17 protein-coding genes are annotated in these 19,905 nt (G+C 66.8%); 5 read left to right on the plus strand and 12 right to left on the minus strand.

From position 1 onward, the window contains the following. Positions 1-15 precede the first annotated feature (15 nt). The 3 genes from egtD to NRG74_RS03900 form a co-directional block, all read right to left on the minus strand. Positions 16-978 (minus strand): L-histidine N(alpha)-methyltransferase, encoded by a 963-nt coding sequence (egtD, locus tag NRG74_RS03890; RefSeq protein WP_173147962.1) that lies wholly within the window; start codon positions 976-978, stop codon positions 16-18. A 3-nt stretch (positions 979-981) separates the two neighbouring features. Next, the gene (gene egtB / locus NRG74_RS03895) at positions 982-2,265 is read right to left on the minus strand and encodes an ergothioneine biosynthesis protein EgtB (protein ID WP_257705743.1); all 1,284 of its coding nucleotides are present in this window, start codon (positions 2,263-2,265) and stop codon (positions 982-984) included. Between the two features lie 98 nt (positions 2,266-2,363). Next, positions 2,364-3,590 carry a maltoporin gene (locus NRG74_RS03900; RefSeq protein WP_257705744.1) on the minus strand — a complete coding sequence of 409 codons (1,227 nt, stop codon included), beginning with the start codon at positions 3,588-3,590 and terminating at the stop codon, positions 2,364-2,366. Positions 3,591-3,796: 206 nt separating this feature from the next. Between NRG74_RS03900 and NRG74_RS03905 the strand changes: the two genes are divergently transcribed. Together NRG74_RS03905 and NRG74_RS03910 are read left to right on the plus strand one after the other, a co-directional pair. Continuing rightward, the gene (locus tag NRG74_RS03905; RefSeq protein ID WP_257705745.1) at positions 3,797-4,741 is read left to right on the plus strand and encodes an NAD(P)-dependent oxidoreductase; all 945 of its coding nucleotides are present in this window, start codon (positions 3,797-3,799) and stop codon (positions 4,739-4,741) included. A gap of 53 nt (positions 4,742-4,794) precedes the next feature. Then, positions 4,795-9,138, plus strand: coding sequence for a DEAD/DEAH box helicase (locus NRG74_RS03910; RefSeq protein WP_257705746.1), 4,344 nt, complete (start codon positions 4,795-4,797; stop codon positions 9,136-9,138). 16 nt (positions 9,139-9,154) lie between these two features. Here NRG74_RS03910 and NRG74_RS03915 read toward each other — a convergent pair whose 3' ends face one another. Next, a complete protein-coding gene (locus NRG74_RS03915; protein WP_257705747.1) occupies positions 9,155-9,880 on the minus strand; it encodes a TorF family putative porin in 726 nt (241 codons plus the stop codon). 465 nt (positions 9,881-10,345) lie between these two features. Between NRG74_RS03915 and NRG74_RS03920 the strand changes: the two genes are divergently transcribed. Then, entirely contained in the window at positions 10,346-10,477 is a 132-nt protein-coding gene (locus NRG74_RS03920; RefSeq protein WP_256204554.1) for a hypothetical protein, read from the plus strand. 81 nt (positions 10,478-10,558) lie between these two features. Here the strand turns inward: NRG74_RS03920 and NRG74_RS03925 are convergent, their stop codons facing one another. From NRG74_RS03925 to NRG74_RS03945, 5 genes are all read right to left on the minus strand, one after another. Continuing rightward, the gene (locus NRG74_RS03925) at positions 10,559-11,323 is read right to left on the minus strand and encodes an ABC transporter ATP-binding protein (protein ID WP_257705748.1); all 765 of its coding nucleotides are present in this window, start codon (positions 11,321-11,323) and stop codon (positions 10,559-10,561) included. A gap of 34 nt (positions 11,324-11,357) precedes the next feature. Then, a complete protein-coding gene (locus NRG74_RS03930) occupies positions 11,358-12,470 on the minus strand; it encodes a succinylglutamate desuccinylase/aspartoacylase family protein (RefSeq protein WP_257705749.1) in 1,113 nt (370 codons plus the stop codon). A 37-nt stretch (positions 12,471-12,507) separates the two neighbouring features. After that, positions 12,508-13,218: an ABC transporter permease gene (locus tag NRG74_RS03935; RefSeq protein ID WP_064308978.1), complete on the minus strand. Its 711-nt coding sequence runs from the start codon at positions 13,216-13,218 to the stop codon at positions 12,508-12,510. After that, on the minus strand, positions 13,215-13,955 hold the full coding sequence (locus tag NRG74_RS03940) for an ABC transporter permease (RefSeq protein WP_184287087.1): 741 nt from the start codon (positions 13,953-13,955) through the stop codon (positions 13,215-13,217). Before NRG74_RS03940 ends, NRG74_RS03935 begins: the two co-directional genes overlap by 4 nt. Before the next feature lie 102 nt (positions 13,956-14,057). Continuing rightward, entirely contained in the window at positions 14,058-14,837 is a 780-nt protein-coding gene (locus NRG74_RS03945; RefSeq protein WP_064308980.1) for an ABC transporter substrate-binding protein, read from the minus strand. Positions 14,838-15,187: 350 nt separating this feature from the next. Between NRG74_RS03945 and NRG74_RS03950 the strand changes: the two genes are divergently transcribed. Both NRG74_RS03950 and NRG74_RS03955 read left to right on the plus strand, forming a co-directional pair. Continuing rightward, positions 15,188-15,625: a GNAT family N-acetyltransferase gene (locus NRG74_RS03950; RefSeq protein WP_257705750.1), complete on the plus strand. Its 438-nt coding sequence runs from the start codon at positions 15,188-15,190 to the stop codon at positions 15,623-15,625. 3 nt (positions 15,626-15,628) lie between these two features. Next, the gene (locus tag NRG74_RS03955; protein WP_257705751.1) at positions 15,629-16,114 is read left to right on the plus strand and encodes a hypothetical protein; all 486 of its coding nucleotides are present in this window, start codon (positions 15,629-15,631) and stop codon (positions 16,112-16,114) included. On the opposite strand, the gene NRG74_RS03960 is transcribed toward NRG74_RS03955, so the two are convergent. From NRG74_RS03960 to NRG74_RS03970, 3 genes are all read right to left on the minus strand, one after another. Next, the gene (locus NRG74_RS03960; protein ID WP_257705752.1) at positions 16,054-17,088 is read right to left on the minus strand and encodes an FUSC family protein; all 1,035 of its coding nucleotides are present in this window, start codon (positions 17,086-17,088) and stop codon (positions 16,054-16,056) included. The genes NRG74_RS03955 and NRG74_RS03960 overlap by 61 nt on opposite strands. A gap of 72 nt (positions 17,089-17,160) precedes the next feature. After that, complete coding sequence (locus NRG74_RS03965) at positions 17,161-18,882, minus strand: ATP-dependent DNA ligase (protein ID WP_257705753.1); 1,722 nt, start codon at positions 18,880-18,882, stop codon at positions 17,161-17,163. After that, entirely contained in the window at positions 18,879-19,898 is a 1,020-nt protein-coding gene (locus tag NRG74_RS03970) for a ligase-associated DNA damage response exonuclease (protein ID WP_257705754.1), read from the minus strand. The genes NRG74_RS03965 and NRG74_RS03970 overlap by 4 nt, the downstream gene beginning before the upstream one ends. Positions 19,899-19,905 lie beyond the last annotated feature (7 nt).

Consider the following 19,905-nt stretch of genomic DNA (forward strand, 5'->3'; position numbering starts at 1 on the left):
TATCTGTCGAAAGGCTCAGGCCGCGAAGTAGAAGACGGCAAACAGCGCCTTGGGGTCGGTCCACACCCGTACCTGTTTGAAACCGGCGTCTTCGGCCAGCGCGCGAAAACTCTCCAGGCTGTACTTGTAGGAATTCTCGGTATGCAGGCGTTCGCCTTCATGGAAGGTGAATCGGCGGCCTTCGAGACGTACGGTCTGGTCGCGGGTGCTGACCAGGTGCATCTCGATGCGCGCCTGTTCTTCGTTGAAGAAGGCCAGGTGCTGGAAGCGCTGCGGATCCAGATCGGTATCCAGCTCGCGGCGGATGCGTTCGAGCAGGTTGAGATTGAAGGCGGCGGTCACCCCGGCGGCATCGTTGTAGGCCGCATCCAGCCGCGCCCGATCCTTGATCAGGTCGACCCCGATCAGCAGGCCACCGGTCGCTGGCAGCATCCGGTGCAGATTGCGCAGGAAGACGCTCGCCTCCTCGGGCGTGAAATTGCCTATGCTCGAACCTGGAAAGAAGGCGATGGGCCGCAAGCCATCGAGACTGTCGGGCAGGGTCATGGGTCGACTGAAGTCGGCGCAGGCAGCGCTGACGTCCAGCCAGGGGTAGTCGGCTGCCAGGCGCTGGGTACTGCTGAGCAGGAATTCCCGGGAGATGTCGATGCCCAGGTAGCCGGCCGGATGCATCGCCTCCAGCAGCAGACGCACCTTGCGACTGGCGCCGCTGCCCAGTTCGACCAGGGCGGCATCACGGCCGGCCAGGCGAGCGATCTCGGCCGCAGCCTTGGCGAGGATGGCTTCTTCGGTGCAGGTGGGGTAGTACTCGGGCTGGCGGGTGATGGCCTCGAACAACTCGGAGCCGCGCTGATCGTAGAAGTACTTGGGCGACAGCGCCTTGGGGGTCTGGGCAAAGCCCTGGAGCACGTCGTCCCGCAGCGAGCTGTCGGCGACGGTCACCGGTTGCTGATCGAAGAAGCGCACCGCTAGAGCCATGGGTCAGACCTCTCTGGCCAGGCGCAGACCGGAGAACTGCCAGCGCATGGTGGGATAGAAGAAGTTGCGATAGGTGGCGCGCACATGGTCTTGAGGCGTGGCACAACAGCCACCGCGCAGGACCATCTGCCCGGACATGAACTTGCCGTTGTACTCGCCCAGACTGCCCGGCAGCGGCTTGAAACCAGGGTAGGGACGGAAGGCGCTGCCGGTCCATTCCCAGACATCGCCGAACAGCTGGCGCATGCCCTGACCTTCGCCGGCGACTGGTTGCAGGTGATCCTGCTCGACGAAGTTGCCCTGGATCGGCTGGCGCGCCGCCACGGTTTCCCATTCCGCCTCGGTGGGCAGCCGGGCGCCGGCCCAACTGGCGTAGGCGTCGGCCTCGTAAAAGCTCAGGTGGCAGACCGGTGCGGCCGGATCCAGCGGGGTCAGGCCGCCCAGGGTGAAGTGATGCCAGACGCCATCGAGCTTCTGCCAATACAGCGGCGCCTGCCAGCCGAGGCTGCGGATGGCGGCGGCGCCGTCGGACAGCCAGAGATCACTGCGGCCATAGCCGTTGTCTTCGATGAAGGCCAGGTACTCGCCATTGGTGATCAGGCGATCGGCCAGCTGGAAGTCGTCGACGAATTGCCGATGGACCGGCGTCTCGCAATCGAAGGCGAAGCCTTCGCCACCATGGCCGACGTGACGGACGCCGCCTGGATGGCTTTCCCAGCCCAGAGGCGCTATCGGCGCTGCGGCGCCCTTGGCCAGGTCGGCGCGATAGACCGGATGCAGCGGGTTCTGCGCCAGGATGTGCTTGATGTCCATGAGCAGCAATTCCTGGTGCTGCTGCTCGTGGTGCAGACCCAGCTCCAGACGTCGGGCGATCTCGGCGGCGTGCTCGGCGGGCGGCGCGCTGAGCAGCTCGGCCATGGCCGCGTCCACCGCCGCCCGGAAACGATAGACGTCGTCCACGCCGGGCCGTGACAGGTGCCCGCGGGCCGCCCGCGGAAAGGGCTTGCCGTGGGTCTCGTAATAGGAGTTGAACAGGTAGTCGTAGGCTGGATTGGGCGTCTGGTAATCCTTGAGGAAGGGCTTGAGGATGAACGCCTCGAAGAACCAGGTGACGTGGGCCAAGTGCCATTTCGGCGGACTGACGTCTGCCATGCTCTGGATCACGTAATCCTCGACGGTGAGCGGGGCGCAGAGCGCCTCGCTGGTCCGGCGCACGCGCTGGTAGCGGTCGAGCAGGGTGGTGGCGGTGTCACTCGCTGCGGGCAGCGCGCGGGCGAGAGGATTCATGGCGTTCTCCCTGGTCGGCCTTTTGGTTGTCAGGAAACCGACCGGGCGCCAGGGGTTTAGTTCGCCCAGTCAGGACGGGCGGTCTCGCTTGCCGCTCTCTACCACCAGGTTTCCAGCTGCACACCGAAGTTGTTGCCGTGGCGGGCATCGCCGAAGGCGCCGCTGTCGGACAACGCCGTGCCAGCCACCGCAGCGTCCTGGGCGCCACGGTTCCAGCTGGCGTAGGTCCAGTAGAGGCGGATCTCCGGACGGTCCATCAGCCCCATGCCGCCCAGCGCCAGCGTCGGCGCCACGGTGACCTTGTTCAACTTGCGGGTAGCCCCGCTGTCGGGGTGGATCTGGTCGTGGCCGAACTCCACCTGCAGCTTGAACAGCCGGGTGAAGGCGTAACTGGGCCGCACCCCGAAGGAATACCAGGTCTGGCCACCATCGCCCGGCGCCCGGTCGCGCTGGTAGAGCGCCAGCAACTGGCCGCCGAAGCGCGGGGTGAGCTGCCAGCGCGGCGATTCGAGCACGCGCAGGCTTTCGTAATCCTGGTCGGCGGTCAGGCTGCCGGTAGCGCCCAGGCCGGTGCCCGGGCCGCGACCGTACTGCACGGTGAAGACGTTGACTCCGCCGAAGAACTGCGCCTGCTTATGCTCGGCGGTGGCCGACCAGCCGCTGTGGGCGTTCTGCACCTGGCCGGCGCGCTGAACATAGGACAGCCCCAGTTCGATCTCGCCGCCGGGATTGGTCTTGATGCCGCCCAGGTTGAGGTCATGGCGGTTGGCCTTGTCCGGCTGGTCGATGTTGTCCTCGCGACTGAAGGCATAGCTCAGCCGCATACCGCTGTCGCCCAGGCCATAGTCCTCCACGCCGAAGCCGGTGCCGCTCGGATTCCAGTAGTAGAAGTCGTTGATATGGATGTCGTGACGCTTGTAGTAGCGGCGGCCGGCCCAGAGACCGCCACCATTGAGTGCCGGCAGGCTGAGGCTGGTCCAGATCTGCGGCAGGCGCACGTTGCCATTGTCGCCGCTGAAGGTCGGCGTCTGGTCGTAGACGTTGTAGAGGCTGGCCATGCCGTGCACCTTGAGTTCGGTGCCGTCGACGCCCTTGTACAGCGTCTGGTGCAATTCGAGTTCCCAGTAGGTCTCGCATTCGTTACCCAGGCGGTACTTGGCCGGTGCGCCGGGCAGCTGGAAGCAGCTCTGCTTGCCACCTTCCGCGGCGCCGCCGACACCTACCCGGCCGTAGCCACTGAATTCCAGTGCCGCGGCGCTCAGCGGCAGACCGGCCAGCAAGGCAAGGCAGGACGCAGTACCGGCCTGGCGGAGAACTCTACTCATCCCAAAAATCCCTGTGTGGTTGGCGAACGCCGATCGGACCTGGCGTCAGGTCCACAAGTTGCGTGAAAACCCAAGCCATTCAAGAGCTTGGATCGGTTCCACCGCTACGGTGAAGGGGGTCGCAAGCGGCGGCCTAAAGAGAATGGTTGACGACCATGCCCTCCGCTGGCGACGCTGGGTTTTTTGGCCAGGGAAAGTATTACAAGATGAAACCGACGCTGCTGATGGCCCCGCAATTGCCCCAGGGACTGGTAACCCAGCTAGAAGCTCATTACCGGGTACTCGGGCCCTTTTCGCCGAACGATCCTACGGCGCTGCCCGTCGGTGCCGAGCAGGCGGTGGCGCTGCTGACCATTGGTGGCCTGCCGACCCGTGCCGCCCTGCTGGACGCTCTGCCGGCGCTACGCCTGGTGGCCTGCTACGGCACCGGCTACGAAGGCGTGGAGCTGGCCGCCTGTCGCGAGCGCGGCATCGCGGTGACCACTGCCGGCGACGCCAATGCCACCGCCGTGGCGGAATTCACCTTTGGCCTGATCCTGGCCAGCGCGCGTTGCCTGCTGCAGGGCGACGCCTTCGTCCGCAGCGGCCGCTGGCAGGGCAACGCCGTCGAGCGCATGCCCCAGGTGCCGGGCCTGGCCGGGCGGCGCCTGGGCATCTATGGCCTGGGCGAGATCGGTCGGCGCATCGCCCGCCGCGGCGAGGCTTTCGACATGGAGATCGGCTACTTCAATCGCTCGCCCCGTGCGGAACTGGACTACCTCTACCACGGCAGCCTATTGGAGCTGGCGCGCTGGAGCGATGTTCTGGTGGTGGCGGTGCGCGCCAGCGCCGAGACCGTGGGCGCGGTGGATACCGAGGTCTTGGTCGCACTCGGCGCCGAAGGCCACCTGGTCAATATCTCTCGTGGCAGCGTGGTCGACGAAGAGGCCCTGGCCGACGCCCTGGAGCAGGGGGTAATCGCCGGCGCGGCGCTGGATGTCTTCGCCCGCGAACCCGAGGTGCCCGAGCGCCTGCGTCAGCAGCCCAACCTGGTGCTTAGCCCCCATGTCGCGGCCAACGCCGCCTCGGCCCAACAGGCGCAGCAACAGGTGATGCTGGCCAACCTCGAAGCCATGTTGCAGGGAGGCGAATTGCGCAATCGCATCGCCTGAGCCGCCGGTCGGCTTGGGTTGTGGCCCCCGGTGGCCACTCCCATATTGAGCGCATGACCTCGAACTCGCCTGCCGCCGTCCTGGCGGACTTTCACGACGCGCCGCGCAGCTGGTTCACGACGCGCTTTCCCGCCCCGACCGAGGCGCAACGGCAGGCCTGGCCGGCCATTCGCGCCGGCGCCTCGGTACTGGTGGCGGCCCCCACCGGTTCGGGCAAGACCCTGACCGCCTTCTTCGCCGTGCTGGATGGCCTGGTGCAGGAGGCATTGCAGGAGGATGGCCTGCCCGAGGCCTGCCTCTGGCTCTATGTGTCGCCGCTCAAGGCCCTGTCCAACGACATCCGTCTCAATCTCGAAGATCCCCTGGCTGGCATCAGCGCGGCGCTGGAGGCGCAAAACCTACCGCCCCTGGCGTTACGCACGGCGGTGCGCACCGGAGACACGCCACAAAAGGAGCGGGCGGCCATGCGCCGGCGGCCGCCGCATCTGTTGGTCACCACCCCAGAATCCCTTTATGTGCTGCTCGGTTCGGACTCCGGGCGGCGGATGCTGGCCAGCGTGCGTGGCGTCATCGTCGACGAGATCCATGCCATCGCCGACGGCAAGCGCGGCAGTCACCTGACCCTGAGCCTGGCGCGACTGGAGGCCCTCACCGGGCGTCCGCTGCAACGCATCGGCCTGTCCGCGACCCAGAAGCCGCTGGCCGCGGTGGCTGCCTTTCTGGTCGGCCGCGATGCCCAGGGGCAGGCCCGGCCCTGTACGGTGATCGACATCGGCCACCAGCGCGCCCGCGATCTGGCCCTGGAGGTGCCGCCCATTCCCCTGGAGGCGATGCTCTCCACCCAGGCCTGGGAGCTGGTCTACGACCGCCTGGCCGAACTGGCCGAGGCACACCGCACCACCCTGGTGTTCGTCAACACCCGTCGGCTGGCCGAACGCATGGCGCGCCAGCTCTCGGATCGCCTCGGCAATGCCCAGGTCGCCGCCCACCACGGCAGCCTGGCCAAGGAGCAGCGGCTGGATGCCGAGCAGCGTCTCAAGCGCGGCGAATTGCGCCTGCTGCTGGCGACCGCCTCCCTGGAACTGGGCATCGACATCGGCGATGTCGATCTGGTCTGTCAGATCGGCTCGCCGGGCTCCATCGCCGCCTTTCTGCAACGGGTCGGGCGCGCCAACCACCAGGTCGGCGGCCTGCCCAAGGGCCGGCTGTTTCCCACCTCGCGGGACGACCTGGTCGAGTGCGTGGCGCTGCTCGACTGCGTGCGCCGTGGTGAGCTGGATACCCTGCACATCCCCGTGGCGCCGCTGGATGTCCTGGCGCAGCAGCTGGTGGCCGAGGTGGCCTGCCAGGAGTGGTCCGAAGCCGGCCTGCTGGCCGTGCTGCGCCAGGCCGAGCCCTATGCCGGGCTGAGCGAAGCCGACTACCGAGCCGTGGTGGAGATGCTTAGCCAGGGCTATACGGATCGCCGCGGTCCGCGGGCAGCCTATGTCCATCGGGACGCGGTCAATGGGCTCCTGCGCGGCCGCCGGGGCGGCAAGGCGACCGCCGTGATGAGCGGCGGCACCATCCCGGAGAGCGGCGACTTCAGTGTGCTGCTCGAACCCCAGGGCCATACCGTGGGCAGCGTCAATGAGGATTTTGCCTTCGAAAGCCTGGTGGGCGACGTCTTCCAGCTGGGCAACACCGCCTACCGCATCGTCAAGATCGAAGGCAGCAAGGTGCGGGTGGAGGATGCCAAGGGGCAGCCGCCCAACATCCCTTTCTGGCACGGCGAGGCGCCGGGGCGCAGCGATGAATTGTCTGCTGGCCTGGCGCGGCTGCGGGCGGAGCTCGAACCGCTGCTGCCCGGCGCCGACGAGCCGCTGGAAACGGCCATCGTCCGCATCGGCGCGGCCTATGCGCTGGAGGAGGGCGCCACCCGCCAATTGGTGGACTATCTGGGTCGTGCCCGGCAGGCGCTGGGCGCCTTGCCGACCCAACAGACCCTGGTGATGGAGCGCTTCTTCGACCAGGCCGGCGGGATGCAGCTGATCATCCATGCACCCTTCGGCAGCCGCATCAACCGCGCCTGGGGCCTGGCCCTGCGCAAAAGATTCTGCCGCAACTTCAATGTGGAGCTGCAGGCGGCGGCCACCGAGAACGCTCTGATCCTCTCGCTGGCGACGAGCCACAGCTTCGTCCTCGACGAGGTCTGGCGCTACCTGCATCCGGCCACCGCCGAGACCGTGCTGATCCAGGCCCTGCTCGATGCGCCCCTGTTCGCCGTGCGCTGGCGCTGGAATGCCACCACGGCCCTGGCCCTGCCGCGCTTCAGCGCCGGGCGCAAGGTGGCGACCCAGGTGCAGCGCATGCGCAGCGAAGACCTCCTGGCCACGGTCTTTCCCGACCAGGTCGCCTGCCTGGAGAATCTCGCTGGCGAGCGCCAGGTACCTGATCACCCGCTGGTCCGCCAGACCCTCGACGACTGCCTCCACGAGTCCCTCGACAGCCGTGGCTGGCTGGCGCTGCTGGCGCGGATCGCCTCTGGCCAGCTGACCCTGCTCACCCGCGACCTGCCCGGGCCGTCACCACTGGCCGCCGAGGTGCTCACGGCCAAGCCCTATGCCTATCTGGACGATGCCCCGGTCGAGGAGCGGCGGACGCTCGCGGTGCAGAATCGCCGCTTCGGCGGCGCCGAGCCCGACGAGTTGGGCGCCCTGGATCCCGCCGCGATCGCCCTGGTGCGCGAAGAAGCCTGGCCACGGCTGGAAAGTGCCGACGACCTGCATGAAGCCCTGTTGGGCATCGGCTTTCTCACCGAGGCCGAGTTGGCACCGCACCAGACCCAGGCCCGCCAGCTGGTCAAAGCCGGCCGAGCCGGGCGACTGCGGCTGCCGGAGCTCACCCTGTGGATCGCGGCCGAGCGCCTGCCGCTCTTTCAGGTGCTGTTTCCCGATACCCCCACGGAGCCGCTGCTCAGTCCTCCGCCCGGATTCAAGGCGCCGGTGGATCCTGAGGGGGCGCTGGTGGAACTCCTGCGCGCGCGTCTGACCGCCCTCGGTCCGGTGGACCAGGATCTGCTGGCCGCCAGCCTCGGGCTCCCGCCGGCGCGTCTCACGCCGGCCCTGCTGGCCCTGCAGGGCGAAGGCTATGTGCTGCAGGGGCGCTTCACCGAGGCAGGCAGCGCCGTGGAGTGGTGCGAGCGCCATCTCCTGGCGCGGATCCATCGCTATACCCTGGGGCGACTGCGCAAGGCCATCGAGCCGGTGCCCCTGGCCGACTACCTGAGATTCCTCCTGGAGCACCACCATCTGACCGGTCCGGCGACCCTGAGAGGTAACGAGGGCCTTGAGCAGGTCATCGGCCTGCTGGAGGGCTTCGAGGTCGCCGCCGCCGGCTGGGAAGGGGAGGTCCTGCCCAGTCGTCTACCGGATTACCAGTTTACCCACCTCGATGATCTCTGCCGCGCTGGTCGGGTCGTCTGGCTGCGCCTGCCGCAACCCGGACGCGGTGGTGGCGGCCCGGTCAAGGGGTCACCCATCGTCCTGCTGCCCCGGCGCCACCTGGCCGACTGGAACAGCCTCTCCGCGCCACCCCTGGCCGAGGCCCTGTCGCCCAAGGGGCAGCGGGTGCTGGAGGTGCTGACGCGTCGCGGTGCCTCCTTCTTCGACGAGTTGCTCGGCGAGGCGCGCCTGTTGCGCAGCGAGCTGGAAACGGCCCTGGGCGAGCTGGTTGGTAGGGGCGCGGTCAACGCCGACAGCTTCGCCGGTCTGCGCGCCCTGTTGCTACCAGCAGCCAAGCGCGGCAGCCGCACCGGGCTGCGCCGCGGGCGAATGCCTCTCTATGGCGGCATGGACGACGCCGGGCGCTGGGCGGCCTTGCGACTGGCCGAGGCCCCTACCGAGGAGCGGTTGCCGGATGCCCTGCTGGAGCGCTTGGTCGGGCTGTTGCTGCGTCGCTATGGCGTGCTCTGCTGGCAACTGCTGCAGCGTGAGAGCGAGGTGTTGCCCCCCTGGCGCGATCTCTTGCGCGCCTGCCATCGTCTGGAGGCTCGTGGCGAGATCCGGGGCGGTCGCTTCATCGCCGGCTTGTCCGGCGAGCAGTTCGCCGATCCGGCCGCCATTGCACCCTTGCGGGAATGGCGCCAGCGGCCGCCGGAGGATCTGTGGGTATGCGTGTCGGCGCTGGATCCGCTCAATCTGGTCGGCACCTTGCTGCCGGGCGCCAAGGTGCCTGCCGTGGCCGGCAATCGCCTGCTCTATCGCGATGGCGTACCCATCGCCACCCGGGTAGGGGCGAAGATCAATTGGCTGGTCGAGCTGGAGGCCGGGGAACAGGTGCGGGCGCGGCAGGTCCTGCAGCAACTGGGGCGGGAACGTCCCCAGGTGGGGCTTGGGCGCAGTCTGTTGCGGCAGTAGCGGACAGCTGTGGTGTTTAGAAGAAGGGGTGCGAGGCCTTGAGCATCAGGGCGCTGTCGCAATAGGTGTTGTGACCCGAATACACCGAGCAGTCGGCGCCTCTCAGGCTGGTGCCGCTGTAGGTCAGGTTGAACAGGGTGTTCACCCACTTGCGACTCAGATTCACCGACCAGTCATTGAAGCTGCGCACCATGCCGCCGCTGTCGAGGGTGGTGGGCATGTCCAGCACATAGTTGGTGTACTTGAGCGAGACCCCGGTCTTGATCAGCGGCAGGGTACCCAGGTCGGCGTAGAGCGAGGCGTTCTGGCGTCCGGGGTCATTGGCAAAGGCCGCGCCCAGGCGCTTGCCATAGACGGTCATGCCGGAATACAGCTCGCGGCTGGGATCGACGTTCTGGATCAGGTTGCTGTAGTTGATCACACCCAGTTCGTAGCCGTAGCCGGGCGCGAAGCGATGCTTGTAGCCCGCATAGGTATCCATCTCCAGCAGGGGCGCTTCTGCGGACGAGGCGTTGTTGGTCGTCCACTGGCCGAAGTATAGACCGCTGTCATGGGTGAGATCGAAGCCGCCGCCCATGCCGGCGGAGTTCGGCGCGACCAGGCCCTGAGCCATGCTGCGGGACGGCGCCGTGCTCATCTTCAGAGCGAAATCCCCCACCTCGCGCTGCATGCCCAAGCTGGCCGCCATCACCGGGTTGCCCAGGAGTCCGAGGGCGAGAAATAGAGGTAAGGATCTGTTCATGGAAGCACTCCCGCCGTGCTGGTGACGCGCCTGATAGAAGTAATGGAGATAACAACAAGCAGGGAAAACATCGGAGTGCGGACACCCTGATGACATCGTTGTTATTGGATGAGGAACTGCGGCTAACCCGTTATCACTCTGGGATGATAACCAACGAAGGCAGCGTTTTTTCACCATTCGTCAGGTTTCGAGAGGTGGATTGAACTCGCTACGCAGATCAAGACAGACAGATTTGTTATGGGTTCCAATAACAATCGGCATCTGGCCAATCAGTGACGTTTGCTAGCTGAAATCTCTGGCAGGCAGCCTGGAGACATACTTTCTGACAAAGCTCAGCCCTGTTGCGACGAACAACCGCAGCCCTGTGGATTGAATCGGTCGGTGAAGACTCAATATTGTGGAGGAGGGCAGCACGCCCTGCCCGCTGTAGCTGTCCCTGACTGAGCGCTGGCTCGAGGAGTTTCCATGAACGACCGTATACAAGCTCTGATGCTGGACCTGCTCGCCCGACTCGGCCTGGTGAAGGCCATCCCGATTCCCAGTCGCGAGCGCGAGCAGTTGGCCGCCCAACGGCGTCGCGCGCAGCAGCGTCGCTAAGCGGCCTCGGCAGCGGCGGGTGCGAACCTGGGTGGCTGGCGCCGCCTGGTTCGCATGGGGTCCCAGGCAGGGACCCGAGGCCTACTTGAGATTGCCGCTGAGGAACTGGCGCAGACGTTCGCTCCGCGGACTCGCCAGTACTTCGCTTGGCGGCCCTTCTTCCTCCACCACCCCCTGGTGCAGGAACAGCACCTGGGAAGACACCTCGCGGGCAAAGGCCATCTCATGGGTCACCATGAGCATGGTGCGGCCTTCTTCCGCCAGGGCGCGGATGACCTTGAGCACCTCGCCAACCAATTCCGGGTCGAGTGCCGAGGTGGGTTCATCGAACAACATGATCTCCGGTTCCATCGCCAGGGCGCGGGCGATGGCGACCCGCTGCTGCTGACCACCGGAGAGGAAGGCTGGATATTGGTCAGCCACGCGTGCCGGTAGACCGACCTTCTGCAGATAGGTGCGTGCACGGTCCTCGGCTTCCGCCTTGCCCACACCCAAGGCCTTGCGCGGCGCCAGGGTGATGTTGTCCAGCACGCTCAGGTGACTCCAGAGATTGAAATGCTGGAAGACCATGGCCAGGCGCGTGCGCAGATTCTGCAACTGGGCGGCATCGGCCACCCGGACGGCGCCGCGATCCTCGGCCATGCGGATGGGCTCGCCGTCCAGGGTCATGGTCACGGCGTTGGGCTGCTCGAGGAAGTTGATGCAGCGCAGGAAGGTGCTCTTGCCCGAGCCGCTGGCGCCGATCAGGCTGACCACATCGCCGGTCTTGGCCTTGAGCGAGACGCCCTTGAGCACTTCGTGGTCGCCATAACGCTTGTGCAGGCCTTCGACGGTCAGTTTGTACATGGATAGGGATTCCACAGCTGAAAAGGGGTAGGGGTCACGGCGAGAGCAGGTAGCCGCTGCGATAGGCCTCGGTGCCCGCCACGTGTGCGATCACCATGCCAGCCGTGGCCATGCGGCGATTGGAGCGCGCATAGAGGATGCCAGCGACGGCGCTGCGGACCTCCTCCACGCGATCGCTGATGGGGTCGATGACCTGCGCCAGCACCTGACCGACCTCGATGCGCTCGCCTACCTGGGCCTTGAGTACCAGCACGCCCCCCTGGGAGCTCGCCACGGGCTCGACCGCCGCCAGGGGCGTGGCCGGTTGCAGCAGGGGCGGCAGCGGTGCGGCGACGCCGCTCAGGAAGCCCTGATGACGTAGGTAGTTGACGATGGCCTCGGCGTCCGCCGCGGCGAGTTCGTCGCGCACGTCCAGCTGGCCGCGCAGTTCCAGGGTCACCGACAGGCTGCCCAGCGGCAGCCGCTCGCCGAAGCGCTGATGGAGATTCCACCAGAGCAGGGTGAAGCATTCGTCGAAGGACTGGCCGCCCGAGTCGGTGGCGAGCAGGCTGGCCTCGGAACCGAAGTAACGCGCCAGCGGCTCCACCTGGGGCCAGGCTTCCGGCGTGGTGTAGAGGTGGGCGACGGCGTCGAAATCGCAATGCAGGTCGAGCACCACCTCGGCGTCGCAGGCCAGGCGCTGCAGGGTCAGGCGCTGGCTGTCGAGCTGGGTGCTGGCGGTTTCGGCGGCCAGGGCCGTGCGGAAGGCCTCGCGTACCAGGGCCTGGTTGGCGGCCACGTCGTCACCCAGGCGCTCGGCGATGGCGGCTTCGACCTGGGCGGTCATGTCGCGGAAGCGGCGGTTGAAGTTCTGGCCCGTTTCCAGCTCGTAGCGACCCAGGTGCACGTCGGCGACCTGCTGGTCCTGGCCGATGGGGTTGGCCACCGGCACCAGCACCACCTCCGCCAGCAGCTCATCGGCGGCTTCCAGCGCCCGGAGACGCTGCTTGAGGTGCCAGGCGGTGAGCATGCCGGGCAATTCGTCGGCATGCAGCGAGGCCTGAATATAGACCTTGCGGCCACTCTCGGCGGGGCCGAAGTGGAAGCTGTGGATGCAGCGCTCGGTGCCCGGGACCGGGGCGACCAGCGGATGGGTGAGATGGCGCATGACAACTCCGGGGCCGCGCCAGGCGCGGCCGCTTGGGTCAGTGGGTCGGGCCGAGGAAGGCCAGCCAGCGGCGCTCCGCCAGGCGGAACAGGCCGATCAGGATGAAGGACACCGCCAGGTACAGCAACGCGGCCAGGCCGAAGGCCTGGAAGGTCAGGAAGGTGGCGGTGTTGGCATCGCGGGCGATCTTGAGCAGGTCCGGTACCGTGGCGGTAAAGGCCAGGGTGGTGGAGTGCAGCATCATGATGACTTCGTTGCTGTAGAAGGGCAGCGAGCGGCGCAGCGCCGAAGGCAGGATCACGTGCACGTACAGCCGCCAGCCGTCCAGGCCATAGGCCTTGGCCGCCTCGACCTCGCCATGGGGCGTGTTGCGGATGGCCCCGGCGAAGATCTCCGTGGTGTAGGCGCAGGTGTTCAGGGCGAAGGCCAGGATGGTGCAGTTCAGGCCGTCACGGAAGAAGCTGCCCAGCATGGGCTGGTCACGCACGAAGCCCAGGCTGTAGATGCCGGTGTAGCAGATCAGCAGCTGCAGATAGAGCGGGGTGCCACGAAAGACGTAGGTGTAGAAGCCGATCGGCCAGCGCAGCCAGCGGCGCTCCGAGACCCGGGCCACCGACAGGGGCACCGAAACGACGAAGCCGATCACCACCGAGGCCACCAGCAGCCAGAGGGTCATGGCCAGGCCGGTGATGTGGTAGCCATCGGTCCACAGCAGGGGCTTCCAGTATTGCTGGAGGAGTTCGATCATCGCTTGGCCTCCCGCACGCCGACGTGATAGCGCCGTTCCAGGGCCCCGAGGATGGCGTTGGTCACGGCGGTGATGAGCAGATAGATGACGCCGGCGACGATCAGGAAGTAGAACAGCTTGAAGGTGCCCTTGCCGGCTTCCTGGGAGGCGCGGACCAGATCGGCCAGGCCGATGATGGAGACCAGCGCGGTGGCCTTGAGCAGCACCTGCCAGTTGTTGCCGATACCGGGCAGGGCGAATCTCATCATCTGCGGGAAGGTGATCAGGGTGAAGGTCTGCCAGCGGGTCAGGCCATAGGCCACGGCAGCCTCGCCCTGACCGCGCGGTACGGCGAGGATGGCGCCGCGAAAGGTCTCGGTGAAGTAGGCGCCGTAGATGAAACCGAGGGTGGCGATACCGGCGGCCATGGGATCGATGTCGATGTAATCCCAACCCATGTAGTCGGTGAGGGCGCCCAGCCAGTTCTGCAGGCTGTAGAAGATCAGCAGCATCAACACCAGATCGGGCACGCCACGGATCAGGGTGGTGTAGCTCTGGGCAATGAAGCGCAGGGGGGCGAGGCGCGACAGCTTGGCCGAGGCGCCGAGCAGGCCGAGGATGACCGCCACCACCAGCGCGAAGCCGGCGAGCTTGAGGGTCGTCAGGGTGCCTTCCAGGATCAGCGGGCCGTAGCCATGCAGGCTGAGCGTGCCCAGTCCGATGGACTGCAAGAAGGAGTCGAAGGAATTCTGCTGCATGCGTCTTGGGAGAATCGCCTGGTGAGGCCGCGGGCATGGTGAGCGCCAACGGTCATACGTAAAACGCCCCCGGTGGCACCGGGGGCGTCTGCCGAGCGAACCTTACTTGGGATCGTAGAGGTTCAGGTCGCCGAAGTACTTCTTCTGGATCTTGTCATAGGTACCGTCGGCGTGGATGGCCGCGATGCCCTTGTTGACGAAGGTCTTGAACTCGTCGTTGCCCTTGCGGATACCGACGGCGGTATCGGCCGGCAGCAGCTCGTCGTGGATGGCGGTGTTGACGTAGCCCTTGCCCTGGGGCGACTTCATGAAGCCACCCTCGGCCTGCAGCATGTCCTGCATGGCGACGTCGATACGGCCCGACACCAGGTCGGCATAGACCTGATCCTGGTTCTGGTAGCTCTGGACGTTGACGCCGTTGGGCGCCAGCTTCTGCTTGGCGAAGGTTTCCTGGATGGTGCCCTGCTGCACGCCGACGGTCTTGCCCTTCAGGCTTTCCGGAGTGGCCTGCAGGTTGGAGCCTTCCTTGACGACCATGGAGGAGGGACCCGACCACAGCAGGTCGGAGAAGTCGATCTGTTCGGCACGGGCCGGGGTCTTGGTCAGCGAGGACAGGATGCCGTCGAACTTGCGTGCCCGCAGGCCGGGGATCAGGCCGTCGAAGTCACTCACCACCCACTTGCACTTCACTTCCAGCTTTTCGCAGATGGCGTTGCCCAGTTCGATGTCGAAGCCGACAAAGCTACCATCGGCGGCCTGGGATTCGAAAGGCGGGTAGGTGGTGTCCACACCGAAGCGGATCTCTTTCCATTCCTTGGCCATCGCCGAACCGGCGGCCAGACACAGGGCGAGCGCAGAGAGAGTCAGCCAGCTTTTTTTCATGTCGGATCCTAGTGCGAATGTGGATGAAATCATGGCGCCAGTACGACGCCCGTGCCCTCGCGGGAGCAATAAGCTTACCAGTCGGCGAAGATCGTCCCAAATCTGTACGCGGTTGCCGCGTTGGTTACATCCTGTCGCAGCCGACCCAGCCGAGCGGCGCGCATTATGCACCGGAAAGGCGCGGCTTTCCTGCCCAGGGCGGACGAACGCACCGCTTTGGGTCTAAAAAGATACGCCTGCGCCAAAGGTGGGCAGAAAGGTAGCAGAAGAGCCGGCTCGATGAGCGGTCGTATCGGTTCGGTAGCAATCATTCGCCGTGGCTGGGTGTAAAGGAAACGGGAGCAAAAACAATGGCCGTTCGGGGCAAGGCTGTGCAGCTGGCCAGGGTTCACCAGGCGAGCGTTGATCAGGCGGCAGCGGTGGCCCAGGGTTTCCAGGCGTTTGTCAGCGCTCAGCACCCGCAGTTGGCCGATGAGTCGGCCGACGTCCCGCTACAGCTGGTCATCATCGAGGATTCCCGAGTCATTGCCGGCCTCTTGGGGCGAGTGTTCTGGCAGGGTCTGGAGATCGAGGTGCTCTGGGTGGATGAGGGGCATCGCCAGCGTGGATTGGGTCGGCAACTCCTGCAGCAGGCGGAAGCCAAGGCACGCGCCCAGGGTGCTCAGGTCGCGTATCTGCGCACTGCCCAGGCGGCAGCCTTCTATGAGCGGTGTGGCTACCAACACTGTGGCTATCTGCCGCGACCGCTGGGAGCGGGGTTGCACAGCTACCACAAGGCCCTGGGCTAGCCGGTGGCGCGAGGCCTGGGCAGGCTATTGGCGCTGATCGCCCTGGCCGCGCTCTATGGGGCGCTGCATGACCAGCTCAGCTACCGCATAGGTCCGGACTACTTCCACTGCCTGAAATTTCCGCAGTTCGGTTTGCTCGACACCGATGTGGCGCCGCGCTGGCGAGCGGCGAGGGTCGGCCTGCAGGCCGGCGCGGTGGCAGGCCTGCCGCTGGGTCTGGCGCTGCTCTGGCTGGCGCGCGGGCGTGCTGCCATGGAGCGCTATCTCTGGCGCGGCAGCGCGGCCGTCCTGTTCGGAGCCTTGAGCTTCGCCTTTCTGGGCCTGGGCCTGGGCTGGCTCGTCCTGGAACTAGGCAGCATGCAGCGGGTTCCTGCCTGCGTGCAGGACAGCCGTGGCTTCCTGCTGGCGGCCTGGATGCACGATGGCAGCTACCTGGGCGCCTTGCTAGGATTGCTGGTGTTCGCCTGGCGCAACCGGCGGCGTCGCTGAAGGCGGGCGAGTCCTCGTTCGACGCCCGCTTCCAGCGCCAGGAACAGCAGGGCAACCGCACCGCCCAGCAGGGTGCTGCCGATCCGTTCCCAGGCGATGCTCGCCTCGGGGGCGCCGGCCAGGGCGACCATCAGCACCGTGGTGCCGGTGATGAACAGCGTCTGCAGCGAGTAGCGCCCGTCCTGCAGCAGATAGGCGCCCGCCGCGCACAGCAGGCAGGCACCGGCCAGGACGGCGGGCGTATCGTCGAGCCAGACCACCGCGCCCGCCAGCAGGCAGCCGGCCAGGGTGCCGCCCAGCCGACCCAGGCCGCGCCGCCAGGTGTCGCCCAGTCGCGGCTTGAGCACCAGCAGGGCGGTCATGGGCGCCCAGTAGCCGTGGCCGTAGTCGAGCAGGCCGGTCAGGGTCTGGCAGAGGGCGACCACGGCGGCCGCATAGAAGCCGTAGCGGCCGAGCCGTAACCTGTCGGCGAACAGGGCTACCACTTCCCAGAGATGGGCCTTCAGGGAGCCGGTGCGCAGCCGCCACTGGGAGCGGTAGAGGGCCTTTTGCACCAGGGCGAAAAGCAGCAGTTGCAGCAGCCCACCGCCGAGCACCAGGCCGCCCCGCAGCAAGGCTTGCTGCAGATCACCGGGAAAGCCACCAGCGACCAGCAGGGCCACCGTCCACTGCTGGGTGATCCACCAGGGGCCGTTGCCGACGGCGAACAGCCAGGCGCAGCAGGCGGCCCAGAGGGCGCCGGCCATGACCAGCGCCGGCAGCTGATGGCCCAGCAGAGAGCCAACCACGGCAGAAAAGGCCATCCCCAGCGCCGCCACCAGCATGGGCGCCAAGGGTTCTGCGGCAAAGCTCTTGTAGGCGCCGAAGCCTACGGTATAGGCGCCACCCAGGGCTACCACGCAAGGCAGCCAAGCCCCCGTCCACCAGCCGGCAAGCAGGATCGCCGCCAAGGCCGGGAGGCAAGCGAGCGCCAAGGCCCAGCGGGGTTCCTGCGGCGCGCCTATGGCACCATCGGCTACCGGTGGCGGTGCCTGGCCGGTCATCCGCTAGGCCAGCAGCTGCTGCAGGATGTCGAGGGTATCGGCTTCGGCCACCGGCTTGTCGTGGCGCCAGCGCAGCATCCGCGGAAAGCGCACGGCGACGCCGCTCTTGTGGCGCTTGGACAGGGCGATGCCCTCGAAACCCAGCTCGAACACCAGGGTCGGCTCGACACTGCGTACCGGGCCGAACTTCTCCACCGTGGTGCGGCGGACGATGGCATCCACCTTGCGCATCTCCTCGTCGGTAAGCCCCGAATAGGCCTTGGCGAAGGGCACCAGGGTACGTTCGTTGCTCTCCGGCGGACCGTCCCAGACGGCGAAGGTGTAGTCGGAATAGAGACTGGCACGCCGCCCATGGCCGCGCTGGGCATAGATGAGCACCGCATCCACCGAGAAGGGATCGACCTTCCATTTCCACCAGGTGCCCATGTCCTTGGTACGACCGACGCCATAGAGCGAATCCTGGGCCTTGAGCATCATGCCTTCGACCCCCAGGGTGCGTGAGGCCTCGCGCTGGCGGGCGAGATCCTGCCAGTCTTTGCCGTGTAGCAGCGGCGAGGGGCGCAGCAGCGGACTGGCGCAGCGCGCCACCACCCGTTCCAGCTCGGCGCGGCGCTGACGTTGCGGCTGGCTGCGCAGGTCGTGGCCCTGCCATTCGAGCAGGTCGTAGGCGAGCAGGATGACCGGTACGTCTTCGAGGATCTTCTTGCCCAGGGTCTTGCGGCCGATGCGTTGCTGCAGCAGGGCGAAGGGCTGCACGCCGAAGGGGATGGGCGCGGCCGGATCCTGGTCATCCTGGTGCTCGCTGACCTCCTCGCTGCTGAGCAGGGTGTCGGGGGCGGCGTCTTCCTTCCAGACCACGATCTCGCCATCGATCACGGTGCCATCGGGCAGCGATTCCGCGAGGGGATGCAGTTCGGGAAAGCGATCGGTGACCAGGTCCTCGCCCCGCGACCAGATCCACAGCCGGCCGTCACGCTTGACCAGCTGGGCGCGGATGCCGTCCCACTTCCATTCCACCTGCCAGTCTTCGGCCGGACCCAGTTGCGCCTCGAATTGCTCCACCGGCAGTTGCAGGGCATGGGCGAGAAAGAAGGGGTAGGGTTGGCCACCGCGCTGGGCGTGTTCGTCCGGACTTTCCGGGGCGACCAGGCGCGCATAGCCCTCGGCGGTGGGGCGATGGGAGAGATCGGTATAACCCACCAGGCGCTGGGCGACCCGCTTGGGATCCAGGTCCGCCAGGGTGGCCAGGGCGCGGGTCACCAGTAGCTTGGAGACACCGACGCGGAATTCGCCGGTGATCAGCTTGATGCAGACCATCAGACTCTGGCGATCCAGCTCGCCCCAGAGCGGCGGCAGGCGCTCGGCCAGCTCTTCCGGCGGCAGCCCGCGCAGGGGGAGCAGGTATTCCTCCAGCCAGAAGGCCAAGCCTTCGGCATTGGCGGCATCGGCGGTGGGGATAAGCAGTGCCATGGTCTCGGCCAGGTCGCCGACCGCCTGGTAGCTCTCCTCGAACAGCCACTCGGGCAGGCCGGAGAGGGCCATGGTCAGCTCACGCAGCTGGCGCGTCGGCACCAGGCGCCGGGGGCGGCCGCCGGCGAGGAAGTACACCGCCCAGGCGGCATCCGCGGCCGGGGCGCTGCCGAAGTAGTCCACCAGGGCGGCCAGCTTGGCGTTGCTGGAGGTGGTGGCGTCGAGACGGCCATAGAGTTCGGCGAAGGCCTTCATGCCTGGGCCTCCGTGGCGACGGGGGTGTCGTCTTCCTCACCGTATTCGGTGGTGAAGCCCTGGGCGTCCAGACCTTGATCGCGCAGATAGCGCACCAGGGTGGCCACCGAACCATGGGTGACCATCACCCGCTCGGCGCCAGTCTGCTCAATGGCCCACAGCAGGCCCGGCCAGTCAGCGTGGTCGGAGAGCACGAAGCCACGATCCACTCCGCGCCGACGGCGGGTGCCGCGCAACATCATCCAGCCGCTGGCGAAGGCGTCGCTGTGCTCGCCGAAGCGGCGGATCCAGGTGCTGCCGCCGGCCGAGGGCGGGGCGATGATCAGCGCCTGGCGCAACGTGGGGTCGCTCTTCTTGAAGTCGCCGGCATAGTGGGTCTCGGGGATGCGAATCCCGGCCTCGCGATAGACCCGGTTCAGGGGTTCCACCGCGCCATGGGCGAGGATGGGGCCGATCTCCGGATCCAGGCCGTGCAGGAGCCGCTGCGCCTTGCCGAAGGCATAGCTGTAGAGGACGCTGGCCAGTCCCTGGGCCTGGTTGGCGCGCCACCATTCATTGACCTCGGCGAAGATCTCCGCCTGGGGTCGCCAGCGATAGATCGGCAAGCCAAAGGTGGATTCGGTGATGAAGGTATGGCAGCGCACCGGCTCGAAGGGGGTGCAGGTGCCATCGGGCTCCACCTTGTAATCACCCGAGGCCACCCAGACCTCGCCACGGTATTCCAGGCGCACTTGCGCCGAGCCCAGCACATGGCCGGCCGGATGGAAGCTCAGCTTGACCCCGTGGTGGTCGATGACCTCGCCGTATTCCAGGGTCTGGAGGTTGATGTCGGCCCCCAGCCGGGCGCGCAGGATGCCGGCACTGCCCGAGGTGGCGAGATAGTGACCGTTGCCTACCCGGGCATGGTCGCCGTGGCCATGGGTGATGACCGAACGTTCCACCGGATGCCAGGGATCGATGTAGAAGTCGCCGGGCGGGCAGTAGAGGCCGTCCGGGCGGGCGATGACGAGGTCCATGGGCGCC

It is taken from the genome of Pseudomonas oryzihabitans (genome assembly GCF_024652905.1).
GTDB lineage: Bacteria > Pseudomonadota > Gammaproteobacteria > Pseudomonadales > Pseudomonadaceae > Chryseomonas > Chryseomonas benzopyrenica.

Bases quoted from the DNA above. Each gene is read 5' to 3' on its own strand.
- NRG74_RS03940 (WP_184287087.1), bottom strand. From the start codon at position 13,955: ATGCAGCAGAATTCCTTCGACTCCTTCTTGCAGTCCATCGGACTGGGC.
- NRG74_RS03970 (WP_257705754.1), bottom strand. From the start codon at position 19,898: ATGGACCTCGTCATCGCCCGCCCGGACGGCCTCTACTGCCCGCCCGGC.
- NRG74_RS03900 (WP_257705744.1), bottom strand. From the start codon at position 3,590: ATGAGTAGAGTTCTCCGCCAGGCCGGTACTGCGTCCTGCCTTGCCTTG.
- NRG74_RS03930 (WP_257705749.1), bottom strand. From the start codon at position 12,470: ATGCGCCATCTCACCCATCCGCTGGTCGCCCCGGTCCCGGGCACCGAG.
- NRG74_RS03935 (WP_064308978.1), bottom strand. From the start codon at position 13,218: ATGATCGAACTCCTCCAGCAATACTGGAAGCCCCTGCTGTGGACCGAT.
- NRG74_RS03915 (WP_257705747.1), bottom strand. From the start codon at position 9,880: ATGAACAGATCCTTACCTCTATTTCTCGCCCTCGGACTCCTGGGCAAC.
- NRG74_RS03945 (WP_064308980.1), bottom strand. From the start codon at position 14,837: ATGAAAAAAAGCTGGCTGACTCTCTCTGCGCTCGCCCTGTGTCTGGCC.
- egtB (WP_257705743.1), bottom strand. From the start codon at position 2,265: ATGAATCCTCTCGCCCGCGCGCTGCCCGCAGCGAGTGACACCGCCACC.
- NRG74_RS03950 (WP_257705750.1), top strand. From the start codon at position 15,188: ATGGCCGTTCGGGGCAAGGCTGTGCAGCTGGCCAGGGTTCACCAGGCG.
- NRG74_RS03905 (WP_257705745.1), top strand. From the start codon at position 3,797: ATGAAACCGACGCTGCTGATGGCCCCGCAATTGCCCCAGGGACTGGTA.
- NRG74_RS03910 (WP_257705746.1), top strand. From the start codon at position 4,795: ATGACCTCGAACTCGCCTGCCGCCGTCCTGGCGGACTTTCACGACGCG.
- NRG74_RS03920 (WP_256204554.1), top strand. From the start codon at position 10,346: ATGAACGACCGTATACAAGCTCTGATGCTGGACCTGCTCGCCCGACTC.
- NRG74_RS03925 (WP_257705748.1), bottom strand. From the start codon at position 11,323: ATGTACAAACTGACCGTCGAAGGCCTGCACAAGCGTTATGGCGACCAC.
- egtD (WP_173147962.1), bottom strand. From the start codon at position 978: ATGGCTCTAGCGGTGCGCTTCTTCGATCAGCAACCGGTGACCGTCGCC.
- NRG74_RS03965 (WP_257705753.1), bottom strand. From the start codon at position 18,882: ATGAAGGCCTTCGCCGAACTCTATGGCCGTCTCGACGCCACCACCTCC.